General features: G+C 63.7%; 20 protein-coding genes and 1 tRNA gene. 5 read left to right on the top strand and 16 right to left on the bottom strand.

All coding sequences use genetic code 11. The features are described from left to right. Positions 1-62 precede the first annotated feature (62 nt). Genes ABIC09_RS23890 through ABIC09_RS23870 form a run of 5 tightly spaced genes read right to left on the bottom strand, consistent with a single transcriptional unit; the run spans position 63 to position 4,655 of the window. The gene (locus tag ABIC09_RS23890; protein WP_354034406.1) at positions 63-947 is read right to left on the bottom strand and encodes an intradiol ring-cleavage dioxygenase; all 885 of its coding nucleotides are present in this window, start codon (positions 945-947) and stop codon (positions 63-65) included. A gap of 16 nt (positions 948-963) precedes the next feature. Continuing rightward, positions 964-1,866, bottom strand: a complete 903-nt coding sequence (locus ABIC09_RS23885; protein WP_354110771.1) for an NAD(P)-dependent oxidoreductase — start codon at positions 1,864-1,866, stop codon at positions 964-966. A 20-nt stretch (positions 1,867-1,886) separates the two neighbouring features. After that, positions 1,887-3,251, bottom strand: a complete 1,365-nt coding sequence (locus tag ABIC09_RS23880; RefSeq protein ID WP_354110770.1) for an amidohydrolase family protein — start codon at positions 3,249-3,251, stop codon at positions 1,887-1,889. 4 nt (positions 3,252-3,255) lie between these two features. Continuing rightward, positions 3,256-4,335 carry a maleylacetate reductase gene (locus ABIC09_RS23875; RefSeq protein ID WP_354110769.1) on the bottom strand — a complete coding sequence of 360 codons (1,080 nt, stop codon included), beginning with the start codon at positions 4,333-4,335 and terminating at the stop codon, positions 3,256-3,258. Further along, positions 4,332-4,655: a Dabb family protein gene (locus ABIC09_RS23870; protein WP_354034412.1), complete on the bottom strand. Its 324-nt coding sequence runs from the start codon at positions 4,653-4,655 to the stop codon at positions 4,332-4,334. The genes ABIC09_RS23875 and ABIC09_RS23870 overlap by 4 nt, the downstream gene beginning before the upstream one ends. Before the next feature lie 107 nt (positions 4,656-4,762). On the opposite strand from ABIC09_RS23870, the gene ABIC09_RS23865 reads away from it, so the two are divergent. Beyond that, positions 4,763-5,683 carry a LysR family transcriptional regulator gene (locus tag ABIC09_RS23865; RefSeq protein ID WP_354110768.1) on the top strand — a complete coding sequence of 307 codons (921 nt, stop codon included), beginning with the start codon at positions 4,763-4,765 and terminating at the stop codon, positions 5,681-5,683. 15 nt (positions 5,684-5,698) lie between these two features. Here the strand turns inward: ABIC09_RS23865 and ABIC09_RS23860 are convergent, their stop codons facing one another. The 4 genes from ABIC09_RS23860 to ABIC09_RS23845 form a co-directional block, all read right to left on the bottom strand. Then, positions 5,699-5,989 carry a hypothetical protein gene (locus tag ABIC09_RS23860; protein ID WP_354082944.1) on the bottom strand — a complete coding sequence of 97 codons (291 nt, stop codon included), beginning with the start codon at positions 5,987-5,989 and terminating at the stop codon, positions 5,699-5,701. Positions 5,990-6,106: 117 nt separating this feature from the next. Then, entirely contained in the window at positions 6,107-6,346 is a 240-nt protein-coding gene (locus tag ABIC09_RS23855; RefSeq protein ID WP_354110767.1) for a hypothetical protein, read from the bottom strand. 141 nt (positions 6,347-6,487) lie between these two features. Then, entirely contained in the window at positions 6,488-6,730 is a 243-nt protein-coding gene (locus ABIC09_RS23850) for a hypothetical protein (RefSeq protein ID WP_354034416.1), read from the bottom strand. 161 nt (positions 6,731-6,891) lie between these two features. Beyond that, on the bottom strand, positions 6,892-7,062 hold the full coding sequence (locus ABIC09_RS23845) for a hypothetical protein (RefSeq protein ID WP_187434628.1): 171 nt from the start codon (positions 7,060-7,062) through the stop codon (positions 6,892-6,894). 279 nt (positions 7,063-7,341) lie between these two features. Between ABIC09_RS23845 and ABIC09_RS23840 the strand changes: the two genes are divergently transcribed. Next, positions 7,342-8,037 carry a hypothetical protein gene (locus ABIC09_RS23840; protein WP_354110766.1) on the top strand — a complete coding sequence of 232 codons (696 nt, stop codon included), beginning with the start codon at positions 7,342-7,344 and terminating at the stop codon, positions 8,035-8,037. 521 nt (positions 8,038-8,558) lie between these two features. Here the strand turns inward: ABIC09_RS23840 and ABIC09_RS23835 are convergent. The 4 genes from ABIC09_RS23835 to ABIC09_RS23815 form a co-directional block, all read right to left on the bottom strand. Continuing rightward, positions 8,559-8,876, bottom strand: coding sequence for a hypothetical protein (locus ABIC09_RS23835; RefSeq protein WP_354034422.1), 318 nt, complete (start codon positions 8,874-8,876; stop codon positions 8,559-8,561). A gap of 1,707 nt (positions 8,877-10,583) precedes the next feature. Beyond that, positions 10,584-10,659: transfer RNA gene (locus ABIC09_RS23825), tRNA-Lys, on the bottom strand. Positions 10,660-10,936: 277 nt separating this feature from the next. Further along, positions 10,937-13,597 (bottom strand): glycosyltransferase, encoded by a 2,661-nt coding sequence (locus tag ABIC09_RS23820; protein WP_354110764.1) that lies wholly within the window; start codon positions 13,595-13,597, stop codon positions 10,937-10,939. A 222-nt stretch (positions 13,598-13,819) separates the two neighbouring features. Further along, positions 13,820-14,413 carry a beta-1-3, beta-1-6-glucan biosynthesis protein gene (locus ABIC09_RS23815; RefSeq protein ID WP_148749302.1) on the bottom strand — a complete coding sequence of 198 codons (594 nt, stop codon included), beginning with the start codon at positions 14,411-14,413 and terminating at the stop codon, positions 13,820-13,822. Between the two features lie 226 nt (positions 14,414-14,639). Here ABIC09_RS23815 and ABIC09_RS23810 point away from each other — a divergent pair, with 226 nt between their 5' ends. Further along, positions 14,640-16,304, top strand: coding sequence for a glycoside hydrolase family 17 protein (locus tag ABIC09_RS23810; RefSeq protein ID WP_354082939.1), 1,665 nt, complete (start codon positions 14,640-14,642; stop codon positions 16,302-16,304). Here the strand turns inward: ABIC09_RS23810 and ABIC09_RS23805 are convergent. Then, a complete protein-coding gene (locus tag ABIC09_RS23805; protein ID WP_148749300.1) occupies positions 16,264-16,644 on the bottom strand; it encodes a hypothetical protein in 381 nt (126 codons plus the stop codon). The genes ABIC09_RS23810 and ABIC09_RS23805 overlap by 41 nt on opposite strands. Positions 16,645-17,037: 393 nt before the next feature. Then, positions 17,038-18,420 carry a hypothetical protein gene (locus ABIC09_RS23800; protein WP_354082938.1) on the bottom strand — a complete coding sequence of 461 codons (1,383 nt, stop codon included), beginning with the start codon at positions 18,418-18,420 and terminating at the stop codon, positions 17,038-17,040. A gap of 166 nt (positions 18,421-18,586) precedes the next feature. Here ABIC09_RS23800 and glmU point away from each other — a divergent pair, with 166 nt between their 5' ends. Then, positions 18,587-19,954, top strand: coding sequence for a bifunctional UDP-N-acetylglucosamine diphosphorylase/glucosamine-1-phosphate N-acetyltransferase GlmU (glmU, locus tag ABIC09_RS23795; protein ID WP_354082937.1), 1,368 nt, complete (start codon positions 18,587-18,589; stop codon positions 19,952-19,954). Between the two features lie 6 nt (positions 19,955-19,960). Here glmU and ABIC09_RS23790 read toward each other — a convergent pair whose 3' ends face one another. After that, positions 19,961-20,182 (bottom strand): hypothetical protein, encoded by a 222-nt coding sequence (locus ABIC09_RS23790; protein ID WP_354082936.1) that lies wholly within the window; start codon positions 20,180-20,182, stop codon positions 19,961-19,963. Positions 20,183-20,402: 220 nt separating this feature from the next. Here ABIC09_RS23790 and glmS point away from each other — a divergent pair, with 220 nt between their 5' ends. After that, entirely contained in the window at positions 20,403-22,229 is a 1,827-nt protein-coding gene (gene glmS / locus ABIC09_RS23785; protein WP_148749296.1) for a glutamine--fructose-6-phosphate transaminase (isomerizing), read from the top strand. The last annotated feature ends 39 nt before the right edge of the window (positions 22,230-22,268 follow it).

The raw sequence follows: 22,268 nt of genomic DNA, 5'->3' as shown, positions 1-22,268 counted from the left end.
GTCTCTCCCTGTCGTCCGTTCTTGTCGCGGACTGTTGTCAGTCCGTCGAGTCGACGTTCGGCTTACGCCGCCTGCGCGTTGCTTGCGGCCCGCTTCAGGCCGAAATCATAGTTGAGGTGATAGTAGGCGGCATCCACCATGCGACCATCCGGCGCACGGCCGGCCGGGCAGCGCACGAAGTCGTGGATCAGGCTGTCCTTGACGCCGAACACCACATCGCTGTCGAGATATTTATCGCCGGCGACGAACACATGCGTCACGAGCTGCTCGAAGCCCGGCGCCGAGATCATGAAGTGCACATGCGCCGGGCGCCAGGGATGGCGGCCCTGCGCTTCCAGCATCTCGCCGACCGGACCGTCATGCGGGATCGGATAGGCCGCGGGCTTGATCGACCAGAAATGGAAGCGGCCGTTGGCGTCGGTGTGGAAGCGGGCGCGCATCGCGAGATCGCCGATCTCGTCGAGCTGCTGCACGTCGTAATAGCCGTCATTGTCGGAATGCCAGACGTCGACCACGGCGCCTGGAAGCGGCTTTCCGTCGACGGTCGAGACCGAGCCGGTGACGATCATGGGATCGCCTTCCATGCTGCCCGAGATATCGTCGCCGTTCTGCTTCTCGGGTGCGGCCTGGACGAAGAACGGGCCGAGCACGGTGGTCTCGGTCGCGCCTTCCGGCACCGGGTGGTTGATCGCGTCGACCAGCATGGAGACGCCGAGCGTATCCGACAGCAGGATGAACTCCTGCCGCTTGTCGTCGCACATGTGGCCGGTGCGGGTCAGGAAGTCGATGCCGTATTCCCATTCCTTCTGGGTCGGCCTGATTTCGCGCACGAAGGCGTGGAGGTGACGCACCAGGGCTTCGCTGACCTGCTTGATCCGCGGATCGGTTGCGCCCGCGATGCGCTCGAGCACGGCGTCGGTGATGTTGGTCTCGCTGAAATTACGCAAATTCTGCCTCCGTCGATCAGAGTTTGGGCTCGCCAAGGCCCGAGAGACGTTCGAGATGCTTGACGGTCGCGATGAAGTCGGTCTCGCCGTCGCCCTGCGCAACCAGCGCGCCGTAGGTCTCGCGCACCTGAGCCGCGAGCTGCAGCGGGACGCCGACGGCATGGCCGGCGCCGAGGATGAGATCGAGGTCCTTGGCCATCTGCTTGCAGGAGAAGCTGGAGACGAAGTCGCGGGTTCGCAGCGGCGCGGTCTTGTACTTCACCATGGGGGAAGCGACCGCACTCTCATCCAGCACTTTCAGAATGTCCTGCCAGCCGATGCCGCCCTTGCGCGCCAGCGCCAGGCTCTCGGCCATCATTGCTGCCGAGACCGCGATCATGAGATTGACCGCGAGCTTTGCGTAGCGCGCTTCCTCGCTCGCGCCGAGATAGGTCTGGGCCCGGGTGAAGCTCGCAAACAGCGGCTTAACGCTCTCGAAGGCATCGTTGGGCCCGGAGACGAAGCAGCTCAGCGCGCCTGTATGGACGATGCTGGCGTTGCCGGAGACCGGCGCCCGCAAATAGGCGACACCGCGCGCCTGTGCGGCGGCATCGACCTCGGCCGAGGCCTCGGCGCTGACTGTGCTGGTCTCGATCAGCACCGCCTTCGGCGCCATCGCGCCAATCAGGCCGGTCGGTCCGAGCATCACCGCGCGCAAGGCGGCGTCCTCGGGGAGCGATGTGATGACCACAGGCCGGCCGTTGACGGCCTCAGTGGGTGAGCTTGCGACAGCGATGCCGTGCTCGCGCGCCTCGTTGAGCCGCGCCGCGCTCTGGTCGAAAGCGGTAACGGCATAGCCGGCCTTGGCGACGAGAAGCGACATCGGCAGGCCCATCTTGCCAATGCCGATGAACGCGACCTGTTTGCTTGTATCAGTCATTTCTTGTTGTCCGTTGGCCGCTATCTGGCGGCGTGGCCTTGTCGTTCGATATCCCGCACCAGCCGCTGGCCGGATTGCGCGAGCAGCTCCTTCTTCCGGTCGAGTCCATCGACCAGTAATCGTCCGTTCCGCTTCTTCCAGCGGCCTCCGATCATCACCGACTCGATATTGGCGAGGCTCGTCTGCATCACAACGGTGGCGACGGGATCGTGGACCGGGAATAGATTGAGATCGTCGGCATTGATGACCACGAGATCGGCGAGTTTTCCGGGCGCCAGCGAGCCGATCTCGCTCTCGCGGCCGAGCATGCGCGCGCCCTCGGTGGTGACCCATGCCAGCGCCTCACGCGCGGGAATCGTGGTCGTCGCCGGAATGGCGCCCTCGTTCTTGCGCATCTCCGCATTGTCGAGCGCGCGCTGCATCGACAGTGCGACGCGTGCGGCGGAGAAGAGATCGCCTGCCAGCACGGATTCCAGGTCGATCCCGATGGTGGGGCGCACGCCGCGCTTGAGCAGCCGTCCGGTGATGGGAAAGCCGTGGCCCTGGATCATCTCGTTTTCGGGCGTCACCGAGAACGTAACGCCGAGATCGATCAGTCTTTGCAGGAGATCATCAGGCAGGTCGTTGCCATGGACGATGTTGACGTGGCGACCGACGAGGCCGGCGTCGATCAGCTTCTCCCAGCCGCCTTGTGTTTTCGCGGGACCACCGCCCTGATGCATCGAGGCGATCAGGCCGAACTCCCGCGCCAGCTGAAAATCATGCAAAGACACGTCGAGCGTCGAATAATGCGGACCGAGAATGGCAAGCCCGAGCGTCACGAGCCCATCGCGGTCGGCGAGGGGACCTGCCAGCAGCCGCTCGATCTCGCGGCGCGGATGCGGCACCTCGGAGAAGTGCGGCTCGCCCGGCTTCGGCTCGGGCTTGGGTGAGCCGTGGAAGAAGGCGGCGCGGATGCCGCTCTCGAGCAGGCCGCGCACGGCTGCGTCGGTATGGGCAGGCGTCGGGTTGTTGTGGCACCAGTCGACCAGCGTGGTGGTGCCGCAATTGATCTGGTTTAGGGCGCCGACGAGGGTGGCGATGTAGATGTCGTCGGGGGCGAACAAGGTCGCGAGCCCGGCATGCATGCGGCGGAAATATTCGAGCAGCGTCCAGTTCGCGGCATACCCGCGCAGCGCCGTCTGCCAGGTGTGCATATGCGCGTTGATGAGCCCGGGGATGACGATGCGGCCGCGGCCGTCGACGACCTCGGCATCAGCGGCTTCAATACCGGGACGCACCTCGGCGATCCGCCCGTTCTCGACCAGCACGTCGCCGACACGGAGATCGCCGATCGAAGCGTCCATGCTGATGATCGTTGCCGACTGGATCAGGGTGCGCCGCATGTCGTCAGGCCGCTGCTTTGGTTGCGGCCGGCGGCTCGCCCGCCCAGGCGCGCGCAATGAGGTCGCGGATGGCGTTGCGCTCGAGCGGACGCGGATTCCAGTAGGCATTGGTCACGGCGAGGTCGGCCGCCTTGTCGATGCCGCTCTCGGGCATGCCGATGTCGCGCAGCGCAACCTTGGCTCCTAATCGCCTGGCGAGATCGTAGAGGCCTTGCGCCGCGTCAGCCGCACCGATCGCGCGCGCGATCCGCGTCATCGCATCAGGCACGGCCGGTGCGTTATAGGCCAGCGCATGCGGCAGCACGATCGTGTGCGTCTCGGCGTGCGGGAGGTCAAAGGTGCCGCCGAGGGTGTGGCAGAGCTTGTGATGCAGCGCCATGCCGACGGTGCCGAGGCACACGCCGCACAACCACGCGCCGTAGAGCGCATCGCTGCGGGCGGCGCGATCGTCGGGCTTGGCCGCAATCGCGGGCAGGGCACGCGCCAGCGCGCGGATGCCTTCTTCCGCCATCAGCGAGGTCACCGGATTGGTGTCGCGCGCATAAAGCGCTTCGACCGCGTGGGCGATGGCGTTGATGCCGGAGGTGGCAGTGAGGCCGACCGGCAGCGTCAGCGTCAGGTCGACGTCGTAGATCACGGTCTCCGGCAGCACGGCGGCGTCGCGCACCGTGGTCTTCAGGCCGTTTTCAGTCTGACCGAGGATCGGCGTCATCTCCGAGCCGGCATAGGTGGTGGGAATGCAGAGCTGGTTGACGCCGGTCCGCAAGGCGAGCGCCTTGCCTAGTCCCGTCGTCGAACCGCCGCCGAGCGCGACCACGCAGTCGGCGTCGCAAGCCTTCATCGCCTCGATGGCGCGCGCGGTCACCTCGACGGGCGTGTGCATCGTGGCGCCGGCGAAGATGCCGGCATAGAGCGGGCCGAGCGCTGCGCCGAGTGCTGTACCTTGCGCTTCCTGCTGCGGCGTCGTCAGCACCAGCGCGCGCTTGCCGCCGAGGCGCTCGACCTCGGCTTTGGCCGCGGCAAGCGTCCCGCTCCCGAACACGACGCGGCAAGGCAGATTTTCAAAGGTGAATGAACCGATCATGCGCCGGTCTCTTTGACGGGATAATCGACCTGGAAGCGCCCGATCCGCAAGTCGCCGAGTTCTTCCCGCACCCGCAGATGTTCCGGATGGGTGGCGTAGGCCTTTAAGGCGCTGCTGTCGGTAAACTCGGAGACGAGGACAACGTCGCAGGCATAATCGACATCGCTGATGTCAGCGCCAACCTCGATATGGGTGAGGCCGTCGATCCGGCCCCGGAGGCCTTCGAACAGGGTTTTGACCTTGGTCCGGGCGGCCAGGCGCTCAGCCTGGGTCTCCCCGCGCAGCCGCCACATCACGATGTGCTTGATCGGACCCGACATTTCCTAAATTTCCTCGCCTGCGATCTTGCTTGTTGGCGCCATTTTGCCTTGCAGAAATCGGAAATAAAGGCCAAAAATCGTAAGTCTCTTTTCCATTATGAGGAAGAATGGACCGGCTTCTCCAGCTCGAGGTGTTCTCCAGGACGGCCGAGCTCGGCAGCCTCTCCAAGGCCGCCGACACATTGCGGATGTCGAACGCCGCGGCGAGCCGGCACCTGAGCGCGCTGGAGGAGCGGCTCGCGGTCCGGCTGATTGAGCGCAACACGCGCCGACAGTGGCTGACCGAAGCCGGGCAGGAGTTGCTGCAGCGTTGCAGCCCGCTCCTGAACGAGCTTGCAGAGGCCGAGGACGCCGTCAGTGACCGCGCGCTGTCGCCGAAGGGCATGCTGCGCGTCACGAGCTCGCTGTCGTTTGCGATGATCTACATGGCGCCGATGCTGCCGGCGTTTCGCAAGCTCTATCCGAAGCTCGACGTCCAGATCACCGCCGCCAACCGCTATCCTGATTTCATCGAGGCCGGCATCGATGTCGCGATCCGCACGCGAGAGCAGGAGCCGGATTCCAACATCATCATCCGCCGCATCGGACAGATGCGCCGCGTACTTGCGGCCGCGCCGTCCTATCTCGCGGCGCATGGCGTCCCCGAGCATCCCGCCGATCTCGCGCGTCACGACATGCTGGTCTACAACCTCGCCAACGATCCCTATTCGCTGCGACTAAGCCAGGGCAGCACGACGCAGACCGTCCGCATCGCGCCGACGCTCGACAGCAATGACGGCCAGATCATCTGCGGCGCCGCGCGCGCGGGGCTCGGCATCCTGATCCAGCCGCTTTACATCGTGCAGAGCGACATCGCGTCCGGCAAGCTCGTGCCGGTCCTGACCGACTGGGAACTGCCGCTGTTGACGATGAACGTGGCCTACCAGAACCGCGTCCGGCTGCCGGCGAAGATCAGGGTGTTTTCGGACTTTCTGGTCGACCACATCCGCGCGCATTCGGATACCGGGATCTGGATCGAGGCGACGTAGTCGGCCCACCGGGCGCTAGTCCGATCGCTCCTGCACCCGCGTCCGTCCGATGGACGACCGCGACCGGGGAGCGGCGCGCGGTTCGGGCGAGGCAGAACGCCCGGCTGCATCCGCCTCGTACTGTTCCTTGCGGGCCTTCCGCGCGTTTCGCATCGCGCGCTTGATGAACGGATGTTGCGAGTCCTCGGCGAAGAACAACACGACTTCGCAACCGGGGCACTGCCTGGAGTAGCCGTCCTGCAACCGGCCTGCGCGATCGCGAAACATCGTCTTGCAGCGCGTGCACTGGACCTGGACGAAGCTCATGCGGGACAATCAATGATGATTGGAAATCGGCAGCCACGGTGAGCCGAATATCTGAAGAAAGCCTGAAAGCCGGTTGCGAGTTTGGCGCGCGTCTTGCTGCGCAACCGGCTGGCGCCGCTATTGTTTCGCCGCCATCGCATCCAGGCAGTGGTTGAGATAGTCGGTCCGATCTCGCAGCAGCACTTTCGCCAGATCCGCCTTCAGGGCGCATTCGCGCTGACGGATCTGCTCGGCGCGGCGCTTTTCGGCCGCCTCGCGGTATTCGGGTGCAACCTTGCTGGGATCGACGAGAGCCTGGGATCGGGCGGGCGCCATGGCAAGGAGTGCGACGGCTGCGACGATAATGACGTGCTTCAAATGAACCTCCGTAAAAAGGCTCATCCTAGCGCCTGGTTTCTGAAGGCTCAAATGGCAAGTGTGATAGAGCCGATCAACAACGCAGCCTGCCTGACCCAGGTGACTGGCTTGATGATTGCGAAGTTAGCCGGGCGACCTTCGTCACTTCGGGACGTGGTCGATCTTGTGCCCCAAATGCCCGGTGTCGTGATCGCGACGCAGCTGGCTCAGCGACGTCTCGTTCAACTGATGCAAGACCTCGCTTAGCGTTGTCGCATCCGGGTAGCCGGCCGCAAAGCCCTTGCCGTAGATCTTGCGCAACGTGCCGACCAGCGTGTTGCCGTGCTTCTTGCTGATCGCGCCGTCCTTGTCCCGATGGCGACTATCCAGGCCAGCTTCCTTCATGTGTCTCTCCCCGTGCGGCGTCTGCGCGCCTGACGTGAGCGTGCTCCCAAAAGAGTTGATTGGCAACGGTGGGGCCCGCGAGAGTTGCACCTCTGCAGACGCCGTTCCTCGTCGGCCGAGGCGGCTAACAACCGAAGTCGCTTGCGCGGTGATGGGAGTGGCTAGGCTGCCTGCTCCTCAAACGAGGTGTAGACCCGGCCTTTGGGATCGACGATTTGAACGTCGCGACACCCGTCCCCGATCAATTCCCTGGCCTTCTTGAGGGCGGCGGCGAGTGACTCGCGCTTCAGGTTGACGACGCCTGCCGTGTCGAAACCGGTGATTTCAAACATGCCGCTCCTCCGTTTGATCGAATCCTACACCTTTCCGGCGGGTTGTCTCCTGGCTTTTTTTGGCAGGGCGGGTGGAACAGAACGTAAGGTCTGCCACCGCAATTCCATCGCATCGCCCGTAGTCGGCCGGAGTGGATGGACATGCCTGGCGGCCACGTCGCTAACTTGGAATTAATCCGAAAAGCCCACAATTTTTGGCAGTTGTAGGTGGGTGCTGCGTAAAGGAGGCGTCGCGAGGACGTTCCGGCGACGGCCTCCTTTTGCTCGCTCATGAGGTCAATGCGCATGACCACGACATCCGAAACGCTCGGCTTCGCTGAACACCTCGACGCCGCAGCACTTGCAGCCGCAGCATTCGAACCCCAAGCCGAACACGAAGCCGAACACGAAGCCGAACCCGCAGCGGCGGAAGCTCCAGCACCGGGCAAGCGGTCCAGCCGGAAATCGGTCCTGGCGCTGTCGGTGTGTGCCTTGGCGATCAATGGCGCGGCCATCTATACATCGCCGTTTGATCTTCCGTCGCCGAACATCAACAGCTTGGCAGCGCTGCTTCCGCGCCAGGAAGAGCCCATCGCAAAACCGGATCCGATTGTCGCTGCCCTGAAGGACATCCAGTCGGCCCAGCAGCAACAGGCCGCATCGCTGCAGGAGATCAATTCCTCGCTGCAGCAAAATGCGGCTCTGCGGCAGCAGGATTCAACGACCCTCGTTTCTCTCCGACAAAGCATCACGGACGAACGAGGCGACGTGAAGAAGATATCGCCGCAGCTTTCGACGCTGATCGCGAAGATCGACTCGCTGCAAACTGCAATGACGTCGGACGTCACGTCCTCGATTCGAAGAGCGCATGCTCGCTATGGACTGTCCGCAGCGATGCGCAAACGGATGGTTCGGCAGTCGAAATCTATCGGGCCCATTTCGGTTGGAGGCGCGCCACTGACTGCGCCGGCGACAGTTGCAGCCCCGGAAAGCTGAAGGTACCTGGTACGCCTGGCGCTCCCGGCGCTCTGATCCGCAATTGAATCGGCAGCCGGGAGCATGGGGGGCTGGAAAGCGAGCCGTGTCATGTTCGCTCTTTTACGACCATGGGTAGAACAGCCGATTCCGGTAGTTATACGGAATCCATTTTCGGAACGGGGTGTTCTACTGTGAGAACACCGGCGAGATTTGAGTACCGACCATTTTTCTAGTTGTCCGGGATGGCCGCAGCGGGGGCTGGAACCACCCTGCGGCCTTTCCCCATTTTGAAGACGGTCATTGATCCCTCTTCAACCTGCGCCGGCCCCCAACGGCTCTTTGCAATTCGGGTTAAACTCATAGTGTCGGTTCAGCGCACGCATGACGCCGATCCGCGCGAACAGCGTCGGGCCGCCGCGCTCGACCACCGAGAGCTTCCATCGCCACACGCCACTCCGGTGCTTCGTGCTCCGCGTCGTGGGTGTGGAAAAGCGGCCAGGCACAGGAAGCACTTAAGCTGCGCTTTACGAAGCTGTCGCTCAGTGCCTCGCCGCTCTCTCAAGGAATTCCAACATCGAGGGCGCCACGTCCTCGAATTCGACGAAGCGACGGCGCAGCTCATCCGCGATATCCGTGGTCACATCGCGCGACCATCCCTCGGTCGTGTTGAAGGCGACGATGCGAGCTGGACGAATGTAATGGCCTTCGATCAGGTGCCGCAGCAGAGTCGCACGGTTGCTGTCCTCTTCTGCCGTTTCGGACCAGGCCCGCCCCAAACGGCCGCCGAAGTCCTCAAGCACAAGATAGACATCGTGGCTTGCCGCACTCTGCGGCACGATGGATGGAGCCTGACCCATGAGAACGCCGCTGGCTAAAGTTCCCTTCAGGACCGACGCTGATCCTAAACGGTGGAAAAGGCTACGGCTAAAAAGGGTTAGACCGTAGGCACAGTTGGCCCGGCTGGGCTGTATCCGCCTTCATGGCGCCTTCGCGCTACCGCAGGTGCTCCGCCCGCCGTTCGCGCATAACGTGAATTGCGGTGATAGTGCACTCAACTAGGCGGGAGATTCAGGCGGGATTGAATCCAGCAGCGTCACCGTAATTGCAGACTAATCGAGGGATTTCTTGTGTCATTACTAACCCCCACCGCGTCGCGCTGCCCTTCGGGCCTCTGCCTCCTTCAGTCTGCCTGGCAGCGTGAAGAGTGCTTCCAGCAGCTCGACGGTAAAGTCTTGGATATCTAGAGCGTCGTCTTTGCCAAGCGGCGCATTGTGAACAGCGTCGTTCGCGTCCTCGCGGATGCAGTCAGCGGGCACCTCGACGTCCTTGGGCAGCAAGTTGTTTGCGAAGAGCCACTCAAGCCGAGGCTTCAGGTTGAAGCGCGTCCGCGACTCGGGCATTTTTCCGGGCGGTGGGCTTGGCGAAAGCCTTGATGGCTCGTTCTCTGATCCGAACTCAGGCGCACCAGGATCGAGCCGGACGACTTTTCCAATTCTCGGATAGCTCGGCGTGTAGAGGCTAGGTGGCCCAATCAAGCAGGTGGAAGATGATGGACTTTGTTCGGTACTACACGGGTCGTGCTCGCTTCCAGTTCGCGATGATCATAGCGACCTGGGCAGCCCGTGAAATTGAGCGAACACTACGGCGCTGACTTTCAGTGCCTGCCGGTTCACGCTAGCGGGCCGGACTCATTGCCAAGTGACCGAGTAGGTCCGTCCGTTGGTGTTGGGATCGCTGTTGTCGCTGGCGGAAAAGACAAGGCCTTCACCCCGAAGATGCCAATAACTGCCATTGATCGCGTTCCAGCCTGCGTGCGGTGGCCCCAGCGGGCGACCGTTTTCTAAAACGACAAGGGTAGATCTTGACGCGCCCAAATCGAAGTCTGCGATTGCGTCGAGCTTTGGTGGCAAGTCAACTCGCCATGCAGTCTTGTTGACCCTTCGGAACGGCCCCGACAACTGCGCGACTTTCGGTGGGTCCGGGTCCGGGACGTAGCTGTACTTCAAATAGAGCGCGACCGGGAAATAGACGCCAAGTAAGACTAGAACCGCCCTGATGGTTTGTGAAAGTGTCCAAGAGGGCATGGTTAGACCACGTAACAATGGGGATCACTTGCTCGAGTATAGGAGAGAAACCAGCACGGGGACAGTTCGCGCTGGCGGGCCTCAGTTTCTAGCCCCTTCGTACCTGCGCGCCTCGCTTAGCTTGCTCTTGAACGGGGCGGGCTTGGGGTCGGGGATGAGTCCCGTTCCTTTGCACGGCTCGCAAATAGGTAGCATGTCAATCGGCTCGCCGAGCAGGACTGGGCGCATTTCGACAGGATAGCCGAGACCTTTGCAAATTCGACACTTCATGGTCGTTCTCCAGAATTAGGCCACTACGGCCGATCGAGAGAGACTGAACGACTAGAGATGGATCGCAACGCACTCAACGTTACAGCAGCCGAGCAACCGCCCTGAATGAGGTCGACGAGTTTTCACATTTTCGTTGCCCGGCTGGTTACCCGAAGGGAATTGAGCGACGAAAATATCCAGCGATTAATGGTCTAAGTCACTGATCTTGCTTGGTGAGCGCGCTGGGGCTCGAACCCAGGACCCCGTGATTAAAAGTCACGTGCTCTACCGGCTGAGCTACGCGCTCCCATGGCCGCCGATGGCTTCAGAAATCAATCGCCATCGTCTTCGGACATTTGGAAAAGCATGTCTTGCCGCCGCGTTTGACTGAAGTGCTGCGGGGAAAACCGGCTGTTTCCGGATCATGCTTTCGGCCCGCGCTGTGTAGGGGGATGGGGCGCCGAGGTCAATAGCGCGCGCGGCTGCCGAAGATCGCGCCAGAGGCGGGGATATGCGCGACATTTCCATCGCTTAGCCCGGGATTTTCAACTCGATTGGCGGCCGGTCATCCACGCCGAAGTAAGTCAGTTCGCCTCCCGCCGCACCTCGCTCGGCACCGGCTGGGCGTTGCCGGGCGCCGGCAGGGCGACCGGGCGGAGGCCGATCAGCTCGGCTGTGCGGATCGAACTGTCGCGCCAGAACTGGAACGAGTTGATGCGGCTGAGCTCGAGGATCGCAATCGCGACCGCGGCCAGGAACGGCAGGCTCTGCAGCACCAGCACGCCGGCGAAGATGTAGATCTCGGTGATCTGCCTGAAACTGTTGGAGGCGATTAGCACGCCAGAGCCGATCAGGAGCAGGGCGCCGATCACGGCCTCCCAGAACGCCTGGAACTCGATCGACATCCTGGACAGGCCGCCCTTGGAGGTGCGCGCGAAGGCGATGTGCTCGGTGATCAGTCCTTGCGCGACCGCACGCGAGACCGTCCATTGCACGCTCATCGCGGCGATCATGGCGCCCAGCATCTGACCGGGCTTGATCGCGACGCGCGCGCGGTACATCGACAGGAAGTGCGCGAGCGAGACGACGAAGGCGCCGATGATCGGCAGCGTCAGAATCTTGTCGGGGATCGCGATGTCGGCGAAGGCGACGATCGGCACCCAGATGAGGTTGAGCAGAGCCACGACCACGCCGAGACTTTCGGCCCCGAGCCAGTTCAACCAGCCGAGACCATATTCGCGCTTCTGGTCGGGCGTGAGCCGGCTCCTGCCGGGCAGGAACTGGCGCCAGTGCTTTTTCACGATCTGGAGGCCGCCATAGGCCCAGCGGTGGCGCTGCTTCTTGAAGGCCTCGTAGGTGTCGGGCAGCAGGCCCTGGCCGTAGCGGTGGTTGGTGTAATGGGTGGTCCAGCCGAGCTCCTGGATCGCAAGCCCGAGATCACTGTCTTCGCAGATCGTGTCGGATGACCAGCCGCCGGCCATGTCCATCGCGGCGCGGCGGATCAGGCACATCGTGCCGTGCACGATGACGGCGTTGAGCTCGTTGCGCTGGACCATGCCGATGTCGAAGAAGCCGGCATATTCGCCGTTCATGATGTAGTGCATGATTGACAGATCGCCGTCGCGGTGCTCCTGCGGCGCCTGCACGAGGCCGACGCGCGGGTCGGCGAAGGCCGGCACGAGGTCCTTCAGCCAGTCGGGCTCGACGACATAGTCGGCATCGAGAATGCCGATGATTTCGGCATCGGCGGCGGTGCGGTCCATGGCGATGCGCAACGCGCCGGCCTTGAAACCCTGCACCTTCTCCGCGTTGATGAACTTGAAGCGTTCACCGAGCGCGCGGCAGTGGTCCTGGATCGGCTGCCAGAAGGCGGGATCGGGCGTGTTGTTGATGATGACCACGCATTCGTAGTTCGGATAGTCGAGCCGCGACAGCGCATCGAGCGTCTGCTTGAGCATGTCGACCGGCTCGAAATAGGCGGGGATGTGGATCGAGACCTTCGGGCAGTAATTCTCGGGCACGTTCTCGACCGGCTTGCCCTTGGCGAGCAGCCGCTGCGGCGGCCGGCCGAACGCGACGGCCGCGATCTCGTCGATCCGGGCCATCGCGATGAGGACAAGGGGAACAAGAAGTATCATGCCGAGCGTCAGCGCGAAGGCCGATCCGAAGAGGAAATAATGTCCGTTCCAGAACGCGAATACGGTCGCGGCCCAGGCGCCGACGCCGTTGGCGGTGGCCGACAGCAGAAACGACTGCCTGGCGGTCGGCTGCTCCAGCCGCAGGATCGGCAGCGACAAGAGGATGCCGACCAGCAGCGCGATGGTCATCAGTTTCCAATAGTCAGGATTCTCGACCGGGCCGGTCCAGGCGAATTTCGGCTCGCGGCTGGCGTTGAGGATGCCCCAATAGGGACCGACGCCGCCTTCAAAGTATTTCCAGGGCTGATCGATGGCTTCGACGATGTTGTATTCCATGCCCAGCGCTTCGGCGCGGCTGACGAAATTGCGCAGCGTCAGCGCCTGCTGGAACGGACCTGGATCTGCATTGCGCAGATTATAGCCCGCGCTCGGCCAGCCGAATTCGGCGATGACGATGCGCTTGCCCGGGAACTGGTTGCGCAAGAGGTTGTAGCGGTCCACGGCCTGATCGACCGCCTGGTCCGACCGGAAGTTTTCCCAATAGGGCAGGACGTGCGCGGCGATGAAATCGACGTTGGAGCCGAGGTCGGGGTTGTCGCGCCAGATGTTCCAGATCTCGCCGGTGGTGACGGGCACGCGCACCGCACTCTTCACCCGCTTGATCATCTCGATGAGGTCTTCGACCTTCTGCTCGCCCCGGTAGATCACCTCGTTGCCGACGACAACGCCGTTCACGTTGCTGTTCTTGCGCGCAAGCTCGATCGCGGCCTTGATCTCGCGCTCGTTGCGCTCCGGGTCCTTGCCGATCCAGGCGCCGACCGTGACTTTGAGCCCGAACTCGGCGGCGATCGGCGGCACCAATTCGTTGCCTTCCGTCGCCGAGTAAGACCGAATCGCACGCGTGAGGGTCGAGAGCTTTTTCAGATCGGCACGTATCTTGTCGGGGTCGAGGTTGTTGTCGACAATATGTCCCGGTTCGAACGGCGTATAAGACAGGCTGGGCAACAGGCCCTTGAAATCAGGCGCGGGTTCCTTGTCGCGCAGGACTCCCCAGAGGCCGGCGTGGAGCATGGACACGAGCAACAGAACGGCGGCGACAACGCGCATCGCGGCTAAACCAAAAGGGGCTGAGGGGGCAGGGAAGCGGATCCGACCCCGAGATCCGACCAAGTCCACGGCAAAGGGAGCATACCTCTGCCGCACGGTTTCTCAACTGTCATGGCCTCATGTCCTTATCAGGGCATGGCCTTGTTCGGTCCGGTCAACGCGCGGCAGTGCCGTCTGTTGCTATCGCCGATCGTTCCTGAACGGAGGCTGAAACGATCGCGGCTATTTCTGGGGTGCCGGCGACGGGCTTGCCGCAGGCGTGGGGCTCGCGGCCGGCTGGGGGGCTTGCGAATTGCCGGTGGTCGGCGCCGGCGGCTGCGATGCCGCGGCGGCCGCCTGCTGCGGCTGGGAAGCCGGGTTGATCCAGCAAGCGTGGACACGGCTGTCCAGGGTCTCGGCAATCTTGGGATCGATCTGGGCGCCGAAGCGGGTCAGGCAGCGGAACGCCGCCTGGATGTGGCCGCCGGGGCAGCCGAAGCGGTCATAGAGGTCGAGATGGCGGAATGCGGTATCGAGGTCATCCCGCCACATCAGCCGCACCACGCGCCGGCCGAGCCAGACGCATTCGGGGTTGCCGGCCGGGCCGTTGATGACTTGAGCAGCTTCCGCGAACTCGTCGGTGCGGCGCTGGTTCTGGGCCGCGTCCTTGGCGGCGTCGGCGGGCTGGGCGGCAGCCTTGCCCTGGTCAGGGGCGGGCGAGCCGCTCTGGGCCGAGGCGCCACCAAGATTGGCCAGGAGGACAAGGGAGGAGACGGCCAACGTGGCGGCGAACTGCCGCAGGACCGCATTTCGTAACTCGAACACCCGTCGCCGCATGAATTCCCCAATATCTCAGCCGCTCGTCCGCGCGGAAGGACCTCGCGGACGCCGAGACGTGATGGCGTCCAAATGGGTCTCCAATGCGGCGGAAAAGTCCCGCAAAATCCAATGACCTGTAATTGGATTTTTGTCCAGCAAAGTCACGATCCTAGGGCCCGGTCGAACGGCCGCAGCCCAATCCGTCGGGGAGAGCGCGCAGCCGACCCGGGTACCCCCTTGGCAGATGGCGCGCGAGCAGGTAATCGACGGACCCTCGCGGAGGACGGAACCGATTTCACTTCGTACGCCACTGGCGCTTCTGCTTGTCTCCCTCTGTGCGATTGCTTCCGTGTGGTGGTGGCTGGCCACGCCGATCACGCTCGCGCGCGCGCCCATCGATCCCAATGACAAGGTGCAATGCGTCTCCTACGCGCCGTTCCGCGGCGACCAGACGCCGCTGAACGAATGGACCCATATCGAGGCCGACCAGCTCGAGCAGGATCTGCGCCAGCTCAAGCAGATCACCGACTGCGTCCGCACCTACTCGATCGAGAACGGGCTCGACCAGGTGCCGGCGGTCGCGACCAGGATCGGCGGGCTGAAGGTAATCCAGGGTATCTGGCTCGGCAGCAACCGCGCCAAGAATCTCGCGCAAGTGGCGACCGCTGTGCGCCTCACCAAGGAATTCCCCGACACCATCTCCTCGCTCGTCGTCGGTAACGAGGTGCTGCTGCGCGGAGAGATGACGACGTCGGATCTCACCGCGATCATCCGTTCGGTGAAGGCGCAGGTCAGCGTGCCCATTACCTATGCCGACGTCTGGGAGTACTGGCTGAAGAACCGCGACGTCTATGACGCCGTCGACTTCGTCACGATTCATATCCTGCCTTATTGGGAGGATATGCCGGTGAAGGCGAAGTTCGCGGCGAGCCATGTCGAGGCGATCCGTGAGCGCATGGCGGTGGCGTTCCCCGGCAAGGAGATCCTGATCGGCGAGACCGGCTGGCCGAGCGAAGGTCGCATGCGCGACGGCGCGCTGCCGTCACGCACCAACCAGGCGCGCGTCGTCTCGGAAATCCTGGGGCTCGCGAAGGCGCTGAAGTTTCGCGTCAACCTGATCGAGGCCTACGACCAGCCGTGGAAGCGGCAGCTCGAAGGCACCGTCGGCGGTTATTGGGGCCTGTTCGATTCCGTGCGGCGACAGCTGAAATATCCGCCGGGCGAGCCGATCAGCAATTTCCCGTTCTGGAAATGGTACATGGGCGCCGGCATGGTTCTCAGCGTGCTGGTGTTTGCGGTGGCCGGCATCACGCTGCGCCGCCGGCCCTGGACGCCGCGCTTCTCGGCCTGGCTCGGCGTCGGCATCTCCGCGACATCAGCGGGCATCCTGCTCGGGATTGCCGCCGACAAGATGATTTACGAGAGCTACGGCTGGGGCGGCTGGCTGCAATGGGGCATGCTGCTGCTGGCCGGCATCCTGTCGCCGATCTTATGCGCGCAGGCGCTTGTCATCGGCCGCAGCCTGCCGAGCTTCCTCGACCTGCTCGGTCCGCGCGAAGGACGGAAATGGTCGAAGCTCTCGGCCGTGCTGGGGCTGACCCTGGCGGTGACGGCGGTGATCGCGGCAGAGACCGCGCTCGGCTTCGTGTTCGATCCGCGCTACCGCGACTTCCCCTATGCCTCGCTGACGATGGCGGTGGTGCCGTTCGCGCTGTTGATGCTCAACCGCCCGCAGATCGGCGTGCGCCCGATCGCAGAAGCCGTGTTCGCAGGGCTGCTGGCGCTGTCGGCCGTCTACGTGATCCTGAACGAAGGCCGCGACAACTGGCAGGCGATGTGGACCTGCGCGATCTATCTCCTGTTCGCGCTCACGCTGTGGCGGGCGCGGGCCGAGCAAAGCCAAGGATGAGCAGGCCGATCGCCAGGCCCGACAGCACGATGTTGTAGAGCACGATGCCGAGGCCGGCTGCGACCACGCCGAGCGTGAGCAGCACGATCGAAGGCCGCATCAGGTTCAGCGTCGCGATCACCAGCGCGACGATGCCGAACACCGAATTCTTGAACAGCGACGTCGACACCGAGCGCGCCTTGCAGATCATGGTCTGCAAGCCGGCATCGCATGCGAGCGACACTTGCGAGAACTCGACGGCGAGATAGCGCACATAGAGCGCCCAGCCGACGGTGACGAAACCGACGACGATGAGAAACTGCACCTGATACGGCGTGAGGCGAAACGGCTTTTTTGTCATGGGGGCAATATGGTCGGGATGGCCGGAGGGAGCAACAGGGCCGGGGCATTTTTACACCGGGGGGACAGCGCAGGCGGCTGCATGCATTTGCGGCACCCCGAACGCATCGGAACCGTAGCCATACGGATTTGCTAGAGTTCCAGCGTGGCCTAACAATCCGATTTGAAGCGTGGGCGCGATCGCCGATCCAGTCAGGAGCAGATCACGTCGTTCAAGAACGCGACTGCGAGGATGCGAGCGAGGTTGGCAATGGTTGAAGCGTTGCAGGTCAATTTTGCGCTTTGGGGCATGATCATTTGCGCGGCCATCAAGATCAGCCAACTGGCGGCTGTTCTTTGAACGGCGCAGTCTCAGGGAGACGCGCCGCCGATTCAATCGGAAGTCCTGACAGTCCTACCGTCTGAAGAACGACGATATCGTCGAGCTCGCCGTCTCCGGCTTGGCGGCGGCCGCTGCTGGCTGTGGCGCTGGCGCAGGTGCGGGCTCCTCACGCTTTGAGGAGCGCTTGGATGAGTAGCTGCGGCGGTGCTTGTCAGGCTTGGCGGCGGGCGCGGGCGCCGGCGGGGCGGTCTCGGCTTGCGGCACTGAGTCCTGGCTCTTCTCTTGGCTCTTCTCCGAGCTCTTGTCCTGGTTCTTGTCTGAACCCTTGTCCTGGTTCTTGTCCTGGCCCTTCTCCGAGCTGCCGCGCATCGACAAGCGCTGGCCGTCGAACACTGTCGTCTCGCAGTGGCGGTCGTTCTCGGCCAAGCCTGCGCAGAGCTTTGCGGCGGCGGCGGCATTAATCAGGGGACCGGCACCCAGACGCAGCTGCATCCCGAGGCCGTTATTGCCTTCCTTGATCATGATGATCGGCCGAAGTGCTGCGACCTCCGGATTGGACTTGCTCAGGCCGCGCCAGAGCGCGCGCAGGCCGTCGACCGAGTTCGCACCGCCGAGATCGATGGCAAAGCGCGTCTGCTGGACTGCGATTGCGGGCGACTCGGCTTCGGTTGCCTCCGGCGGTTTGGCTGGTCCCGCGGCGACTTCGGTGGAAACGGGCGCCGGCTCGGATTTCTTCTCGGGGGCGTCCGGCTGAATCAGTTTCGACGCGGCCGGATCGGGCGGCGCCATGATCGACTTTGATGGCACCAGCGGAAGGATCGGCAGTGCCGACGTCGTCACTGGGGACTGCGGAACGAGCGAGGCGGCAGCCGCCGTCTGCGGCGGCGGGCCTGGCTGATCCTTCGCAGCGTCCTTCAACGTTTCCTTCAAGACGTCCTTGGGCGCCCGCGGCTTGTCGACCAGCGAGGCTGCGGTCGAGGCGACCGGTGCGACATCGGGGGCCGGGGACTGCGCGGCGGCAACGGACGACTCCTGCGGCTTCGATGCGGTGGGCTGCGGCGATGTCGCGCTTTGCCTGGCGATCGCGCCGGTGACGGAATCAAGCCCCTGCTCGAGCACCGTGACGCGCGAGTAGAGCCGGTCGCGATCGGTGTTCAGCGTCTCGATGGCGGAGGCGAGGCGACGCGCTTCGAGCTGGCTTTCCTTGGTCAGCACCTGGAGACGGTCGGACTGGTGGGCGAGATCGGCGGAGGCGACCTGGTCGCGGCGCCAGCCGAGCTGGGCCTGGTTGGCCAAAACGGCGATCACGACGGCGCCGACAGCGGTCGCGCCCCACGAGCCCAGCCGCCACATCATACGGCGATCGAACGTGCTTTCTTCAGCCAAGAGTCCGGAGAACAGCCCGCCGGTCTCGTCGCCGAAGGCATCCGCCAGTGGGTCGGAATCCTTTGCCATGAACGTTTAGTGCCCAGCCCCGCCTGGCTTCCCCGAATCAATCAGGGAACATTAACAGGAAAACCCCCTCGCACTTGAATTCCGGGTGTTTGCGGGGGTAGCAAGGCGACAAGCTTTCGTCGCCCATCGTGTGATGATTGATTCGGCCGTATTTGACAGGATTGCGATGACCGTCCGCTCAAGCCTCACGATCGTGCTCGCCGCCGGCGAAGGCACGCGCATGCGATCCAGCCTGCCGAAAGTGCTGCATCCCGTAGCTTCCCAGACGCTGCTTGCCCACGTGCTCGGAGCCGCACCGCGCGGAACCGGCACTGCGCTTGCGGTCGTGATCGGCCCCGATCACCACGCGGTCGCGGACGAGGCGAAGCGGATCCGGTCCGATGCGCTCATCTTCGTGCAGGCCGAGCGGCTCGGCACCGCGCACGCGGTCCTGGCGGCGCGGGAGGCGGTTGCGCGCGGCGTTGACGACGTCCTGATTGCGTTCGGCGATACGCCGCTGATCTCGGCCGAGACTTTTGCGCGGCTCCGCGCGCCGCTCGCGAAAGGTGCCGCGATTGCCGCGCTCGGTTTTCGCGCAGCGGACCCGACCGGGTATGGCCGCTTCATCGTCGAGGGCGACCGCCTGGTCGCGATCCGTGAGCACGCCGACGCCAGCGCGGACGAGCGCAAGATCGATCTGTGCAATGCTGGCGTGATGGCGATCGACGGCCGCCGCGCGCTCGCGATCCTCGACAAAATAGGCAATGCGAATTCCAAGGGCGAGTATTACCTGACCGATGCGGTCGGCGTCGCCTGCGACAATGGATGGGAGTCCGTGGTGATCGAAACCAGCGAGGACGAAGTGCGCGGCATCAACACCAAGGCCCAGCTTGCAGAAGCGGAAAGCGTGATGCAAGCGCGGTTGCGCAAGGCTGCGATGGAGGCCGGCGTCACGCTGATCGGCCCCGAAACCGTCTATCTCTCAGTCGATACCGTGTTCGGCAAGGACGTCACCATCGAGCCCTTCGTGGTGATCGGGCCGGGCGTTTCGATCGCCGACGGCACCGTGATCCATTCCTTCTCGCATATCGTGCAGACTACGCTCGGCAAGAACGTCTCGATCGGGCCCTATGCGCGGCTGCGCCCCGGCACCTCGCTCGGCGATGGCGCGCGGATCGGCAATTTCGTGGAGACCAAGGCCGCGACGCTGGAGGCCGGCGTCAAGGTCAACCATCTCTCCTACATTGGCGACGCCACCATCGGCGCCAACTCCAACATCGGCGCCGGCACCATCACCTGCAACTACGACGGCTTCAAGAAGCACAAGACGGTGATCGGGCAGGGCGCCTTCGTCGGTACCAACTCCTCGCTGGTCGCGCCGGTGAAGATCGGCAATGGCGCCTATATCGGCTCAGGCTCGGTGATCACGCGCGATGTGCCCGATGACGCCATGGCGCTGGAGCGCAGCCCGCAGACCATCCGCGAAGGTGGTGCTGCGCGTTACCGCGAGCTGAAGACAGACGGCAAGAAAGTGGACAAGAAGCCCGAGAAGTGAGCGGCGTTACTCGTCGGCGAATTCTGAGAAGACCGCGCGCGTCAGGCGCCAGCCGCGCGGGCTTGCACGCTTCGCGGGCTTGCCCTCGGCATGCTTCGTGAAGACCAAGACGGGCTTGCCTTCCTTGCTGCGGTGGGGCGGCGGCCAATGCGCGAGGTGCGTGCCCGTGGTCTCGCTGGCGAGCAGATACGTGGGTGACTGACCTTTGCGGTCGGACGTGGCTTTCATGGCCGTGATCTCCCGTAGGGGAATCGTTGGCCAAACTTGTTGACAACAAGTTAATTCGCGCGGTTAAAGCCGGCCACATCGACGCAGGCGAAGGCATGCCGTCATCTGACGCTGTCGCAATCCGTCATAATTATTGAGTAACTGGTTCCTTAGGAACTTCGCTAGAAACCGAGCGCGTCGTTTAGGCGATCTTTCGACGATTTGGGGGATATTGATCCGCATGTGCGGGATTGTCGGCATTCTCGGGCGCGAGCCGGTTGCAGAGCAATTGGTGGATTCGCTCAAACGTCTCGAATATCGCGGCTACGATTCCGCGGGCGTCGCCACGCTTGAAGGCAAGCATCTGGAGCGCCGCCGCGCCGAGGGCAAGCTGAAGAATCTGGAGAAGCGGCTGGAAGCCGAGCCGCTGAAGGGCACCACCGGCATCGGTCACACCCGCTGGGCCACCCACGGCAAGCCGACCGTCAACAATGCCCATCCGCATGCGACCGAGCGCGTCGCGGTCGTCCACAACGGCATCATCGAGAATTTCCGCGAGCTGCGCGAGGAGCTCGAGAAGAAGGGCACGGTGTTCCACACCGAGACCGACACCGAGATCGTGCTGCATCTCGTCGACGATCTGTTGACGCGCGGCAACAAGCCGGTGGAAGCCGTGAAGCTGACCCTGGCGCGCTTGCGCGGCGCCTTCGCACTCGGCTTCATCTTCGCTGGCGACGACGATCTGTTGATCGGCGCCCGCAACGGTCCGCCGCTTGCGATCGGCTATGGCGACGGCGAGATGTATCTCGGCTCGGACGCGATCGCGCTCGGCCCGTTCACCGATACGATCAGCTATCTCGAAGACGGCGACTGGGTCGTGCTGACACACAAGAGTGCTGCGATCTTCGACAAGGACGGCCACGCCGTCCAGCGCGACAAGATCAAGCACGCCGCCTCGACCTCGCTGGTCGACAAGGCGAACTACCGCCACTTCATGGCGAAGGAGATCCACGAGCAGCCGGAAGTGGTCGGCCACACGCTGGCGCGCTATGTCGACATGGCGACCGAGCGCGTCTCGCTGCCGGTCAAGCTGCCGTTCGACTTCAAGGACATCCAGCGCATCAGCATCACGGCCTGCGGCACCGCAAGCTACGCCGGCATCGTTGCAAAATACTGGTTCGAGCGGTTTGCGCGCGTGCCGGTCGAGGTCGATGTCGCCTCCGAATTCCGCTACCGCGAAGCGCCGTTGCGCAAGGGCGATCTCGCCATCTTCATCTCGCAATCGGGCGAGACCGCCGACACACTGGCTGCGCTGCGCTACGCGAAGGCCGAGGGCGCGCACACGATTGCCGTCGTCAACGTCCCGACCTCGACCATCGCGCGCGAGAGCGAGACCGTGCTGCAGACGCTGGCCGGCCCCGAGATCGGCGTCGCCTCGACCAAGGCCTTCACCTGCCAGCTCATGGTGCTGGCGAACCTGGCGATTGCGGCCGGCAAGGCCCGCGGCGAATTGTCCGCCGAGGACGAGACCAAGCTCGTCCATGGCCTCGTCGAGATCCCGCGCCTGATGTCGGATGCGCTCACGGCCGAGATCCAGATCGAGAAGCTCGCGCATAGAATCGCAAAATCCCGCGACGTGCTCTATCTCGGCCGTGGCACCAGCTACCCGCTGGCGCTCGAAGGCGCGCTGAAGCTGAAGGAAATCTCCTACATCCACGCCGAGGGCTATGCCGCCGGCGAGCTCAAGCACGGCCCGATCGCGCTGATCGACGAGACCATGCCGGTCGTCGTGATCGCGCCCTACGACCGCGTGTTCGAGAAGACCGTCTCCAACATGCAGGAGGTCGCCGCCCGCGGCGGCAACATCATCCTGATGACCGACGCCAAGGGCGCGGCGGAGGCGACGGTGGATTCGCTCGTCACCATCGTCATGCCTGACATGGCCGCGGCATTTACACCGATGGTCTATGCGGTCCCCGTGCAGCTGCTCGCCTACCATACGGCAGTGGTGATGGGCACCGACGTGGACCAGCCGCGCAATCTCGCGAAATCCGTGACGGTGGAATAGGCAGAACGGACCAGGCCGCGCTCTTCCAAAACCTGCTAG

The organism is Bradyrhizobium sp. S3.12.5, assembly GCF_040548225.1.
Lineage (GTDB): Bacteria > Pseudomonadota > Alphaproteobacteria > Rhizobiales > Xanthobacteraceae > Bradyrhizobium > Bradyrhizobium cytisi.
The sequence above is the reverse complement of the archived record's forward strand: the minus strand, read 5'-3'. Positions and strand labels throughout refer to the sequence as shown.

What these genes read in the sequence shown, in the direction of transcription:
- ABIC09_RS23885 (WP_354110771.1), bottom strand. Translation starts at nt 1,866, where the DNA reads ATGACTGATACAAGCAAACAGGTCGCGTTCATCGGCATTGGCAAGATG.
- ABIC09_RS23880 (WP_354110770.1), bottom strand. Translation starts at nt 3,251, where the DNA reads ATGCGGCGCACCCTGATCCAGTCGGCAACGATCATCAGCATGGACGCT.
- ABIC09_RS23875 (WP_354110769.1), bottom strand. Translation starts at nt 4,335, where the DNA reads ATGATCGGTTCATTCACCTTTGAAAATCTGCCTTGCCGCGTCGTGTTC.
- ABIC09_RS23870 (WP_354034412.1), bottom strand. Translation starts at nt 4,655, where the DNA reads ATGTCGGGTCCGATCAAGCACATCGTGATGTGGCGGCTGCGCGGGGAG.
- ABIC09_RS23865 (WP_354110768.1), top strand. Translation starts at nt 4,763, where the DNA reads ATGGACCGGCTTCTCCAGCTCGAGGTGTTCTCCAGGACGGCCGAGCTC.
- ABIC09_RS23860 (WP_354082944.1), bottom strand. Translation starts at nt 5,989, where the DNA reads ATGAGCTTCGTCCAGGTCCAGTGCACGCGCTGCAAGACGATGTTTCGC.
- ABIC09_RS23850 (WP_354034416.1), bottom strand. Translation starts at nt 6,730, where the DNA reads ATGAAGGAAGCTGGCCTGGATAGTCGCCATCGGGACAAGGACGGCGCG.
- ABIC09_RS23845 (WP_187434628.1), bottom strand. Translation starts at nt 7,062, where the DNA reads ATGTTTGAAATCACCGGTTTCGACACGGCAGGCGTCGTCAACCTGAAG.
- ABIC09_RS23840 (WP_354110766.1), top strand. Translation starts at nt 7,342, where the DNA reads ATGCGCATGACCACGACATCCGAAACGCTCGGCTTCGCTGAACACCTC.
- ABIC09_RS23835 (WP_354034422.1), bottom strand. Translation starts at nt 8,876, where the DNA reads ATGGGTCAGGCTCCATCCATCGTGCCGCAGAGTGCGGCAAGCCACGAT.
- ABIC09_RS23820 (WP_354110764.1), bottom strand. Translation starts at nt 13,597, where the DNA reads ATGCGCGTTGTCGCCGCCGTTCTGTTGCTCGTGTCCATGCTCCACGCC.
- ABIC09_RS23815 (WP_148749302.1), bottom strand. Translation starts at nt 14,413, where the DNA reads ATGCGGCGACGGGTGTTCGAGTTACGAAATGCGGTCCTGCGGCAGTTC.
- ABIC09_RS23810 (WP_354082939.1), top strand. Translation starts at nt 14,640, where the DNA reads ATGGCGCGCGAGCAGGTAATCGACGGACCCTCGCGGAGGACGGAACCG.
- ABIC09_RS23805 (WP_148749300.1), bottom strand. Translation starts at nt 16,644, where the DNA reads ATGACAAAAAAGCCGTTTCGCCTCACGCCGTATCAGGTGCAGTTTCTC.
- ABIC09_RS23800 (WP_354082938.1), bottom strand. Translation starts at nt 18,420, where the DNA reads ATGGCAAAGGATTCCGACCCACTGGCGGATGCCTTCGGCGACGAGACC.
- glmU (WP_354082937.1), top strand. Translation starts at nt 18,587, where the DNA reads ATGACCGTCCGCTCAAGCCTCACGATCGTGCTCGCCGCCGGCGAAGGC.
- ABIC09_RS23790 (WP_354082936.1), bottom strand. Translation starts at nt 20,182, where the DNA reads ATGAAAGCCACGTCCGACCGCAAAGGTCAGTCACCCACGTATCTGCTC.
- glmS (WP_148749296.1), top strand. Translation starts at nt 20,403, where the DNA reads ATGTGCGGGATTGTCGGCATTCTCGGGCGCGAGCCGGTTGCAGAGCAA.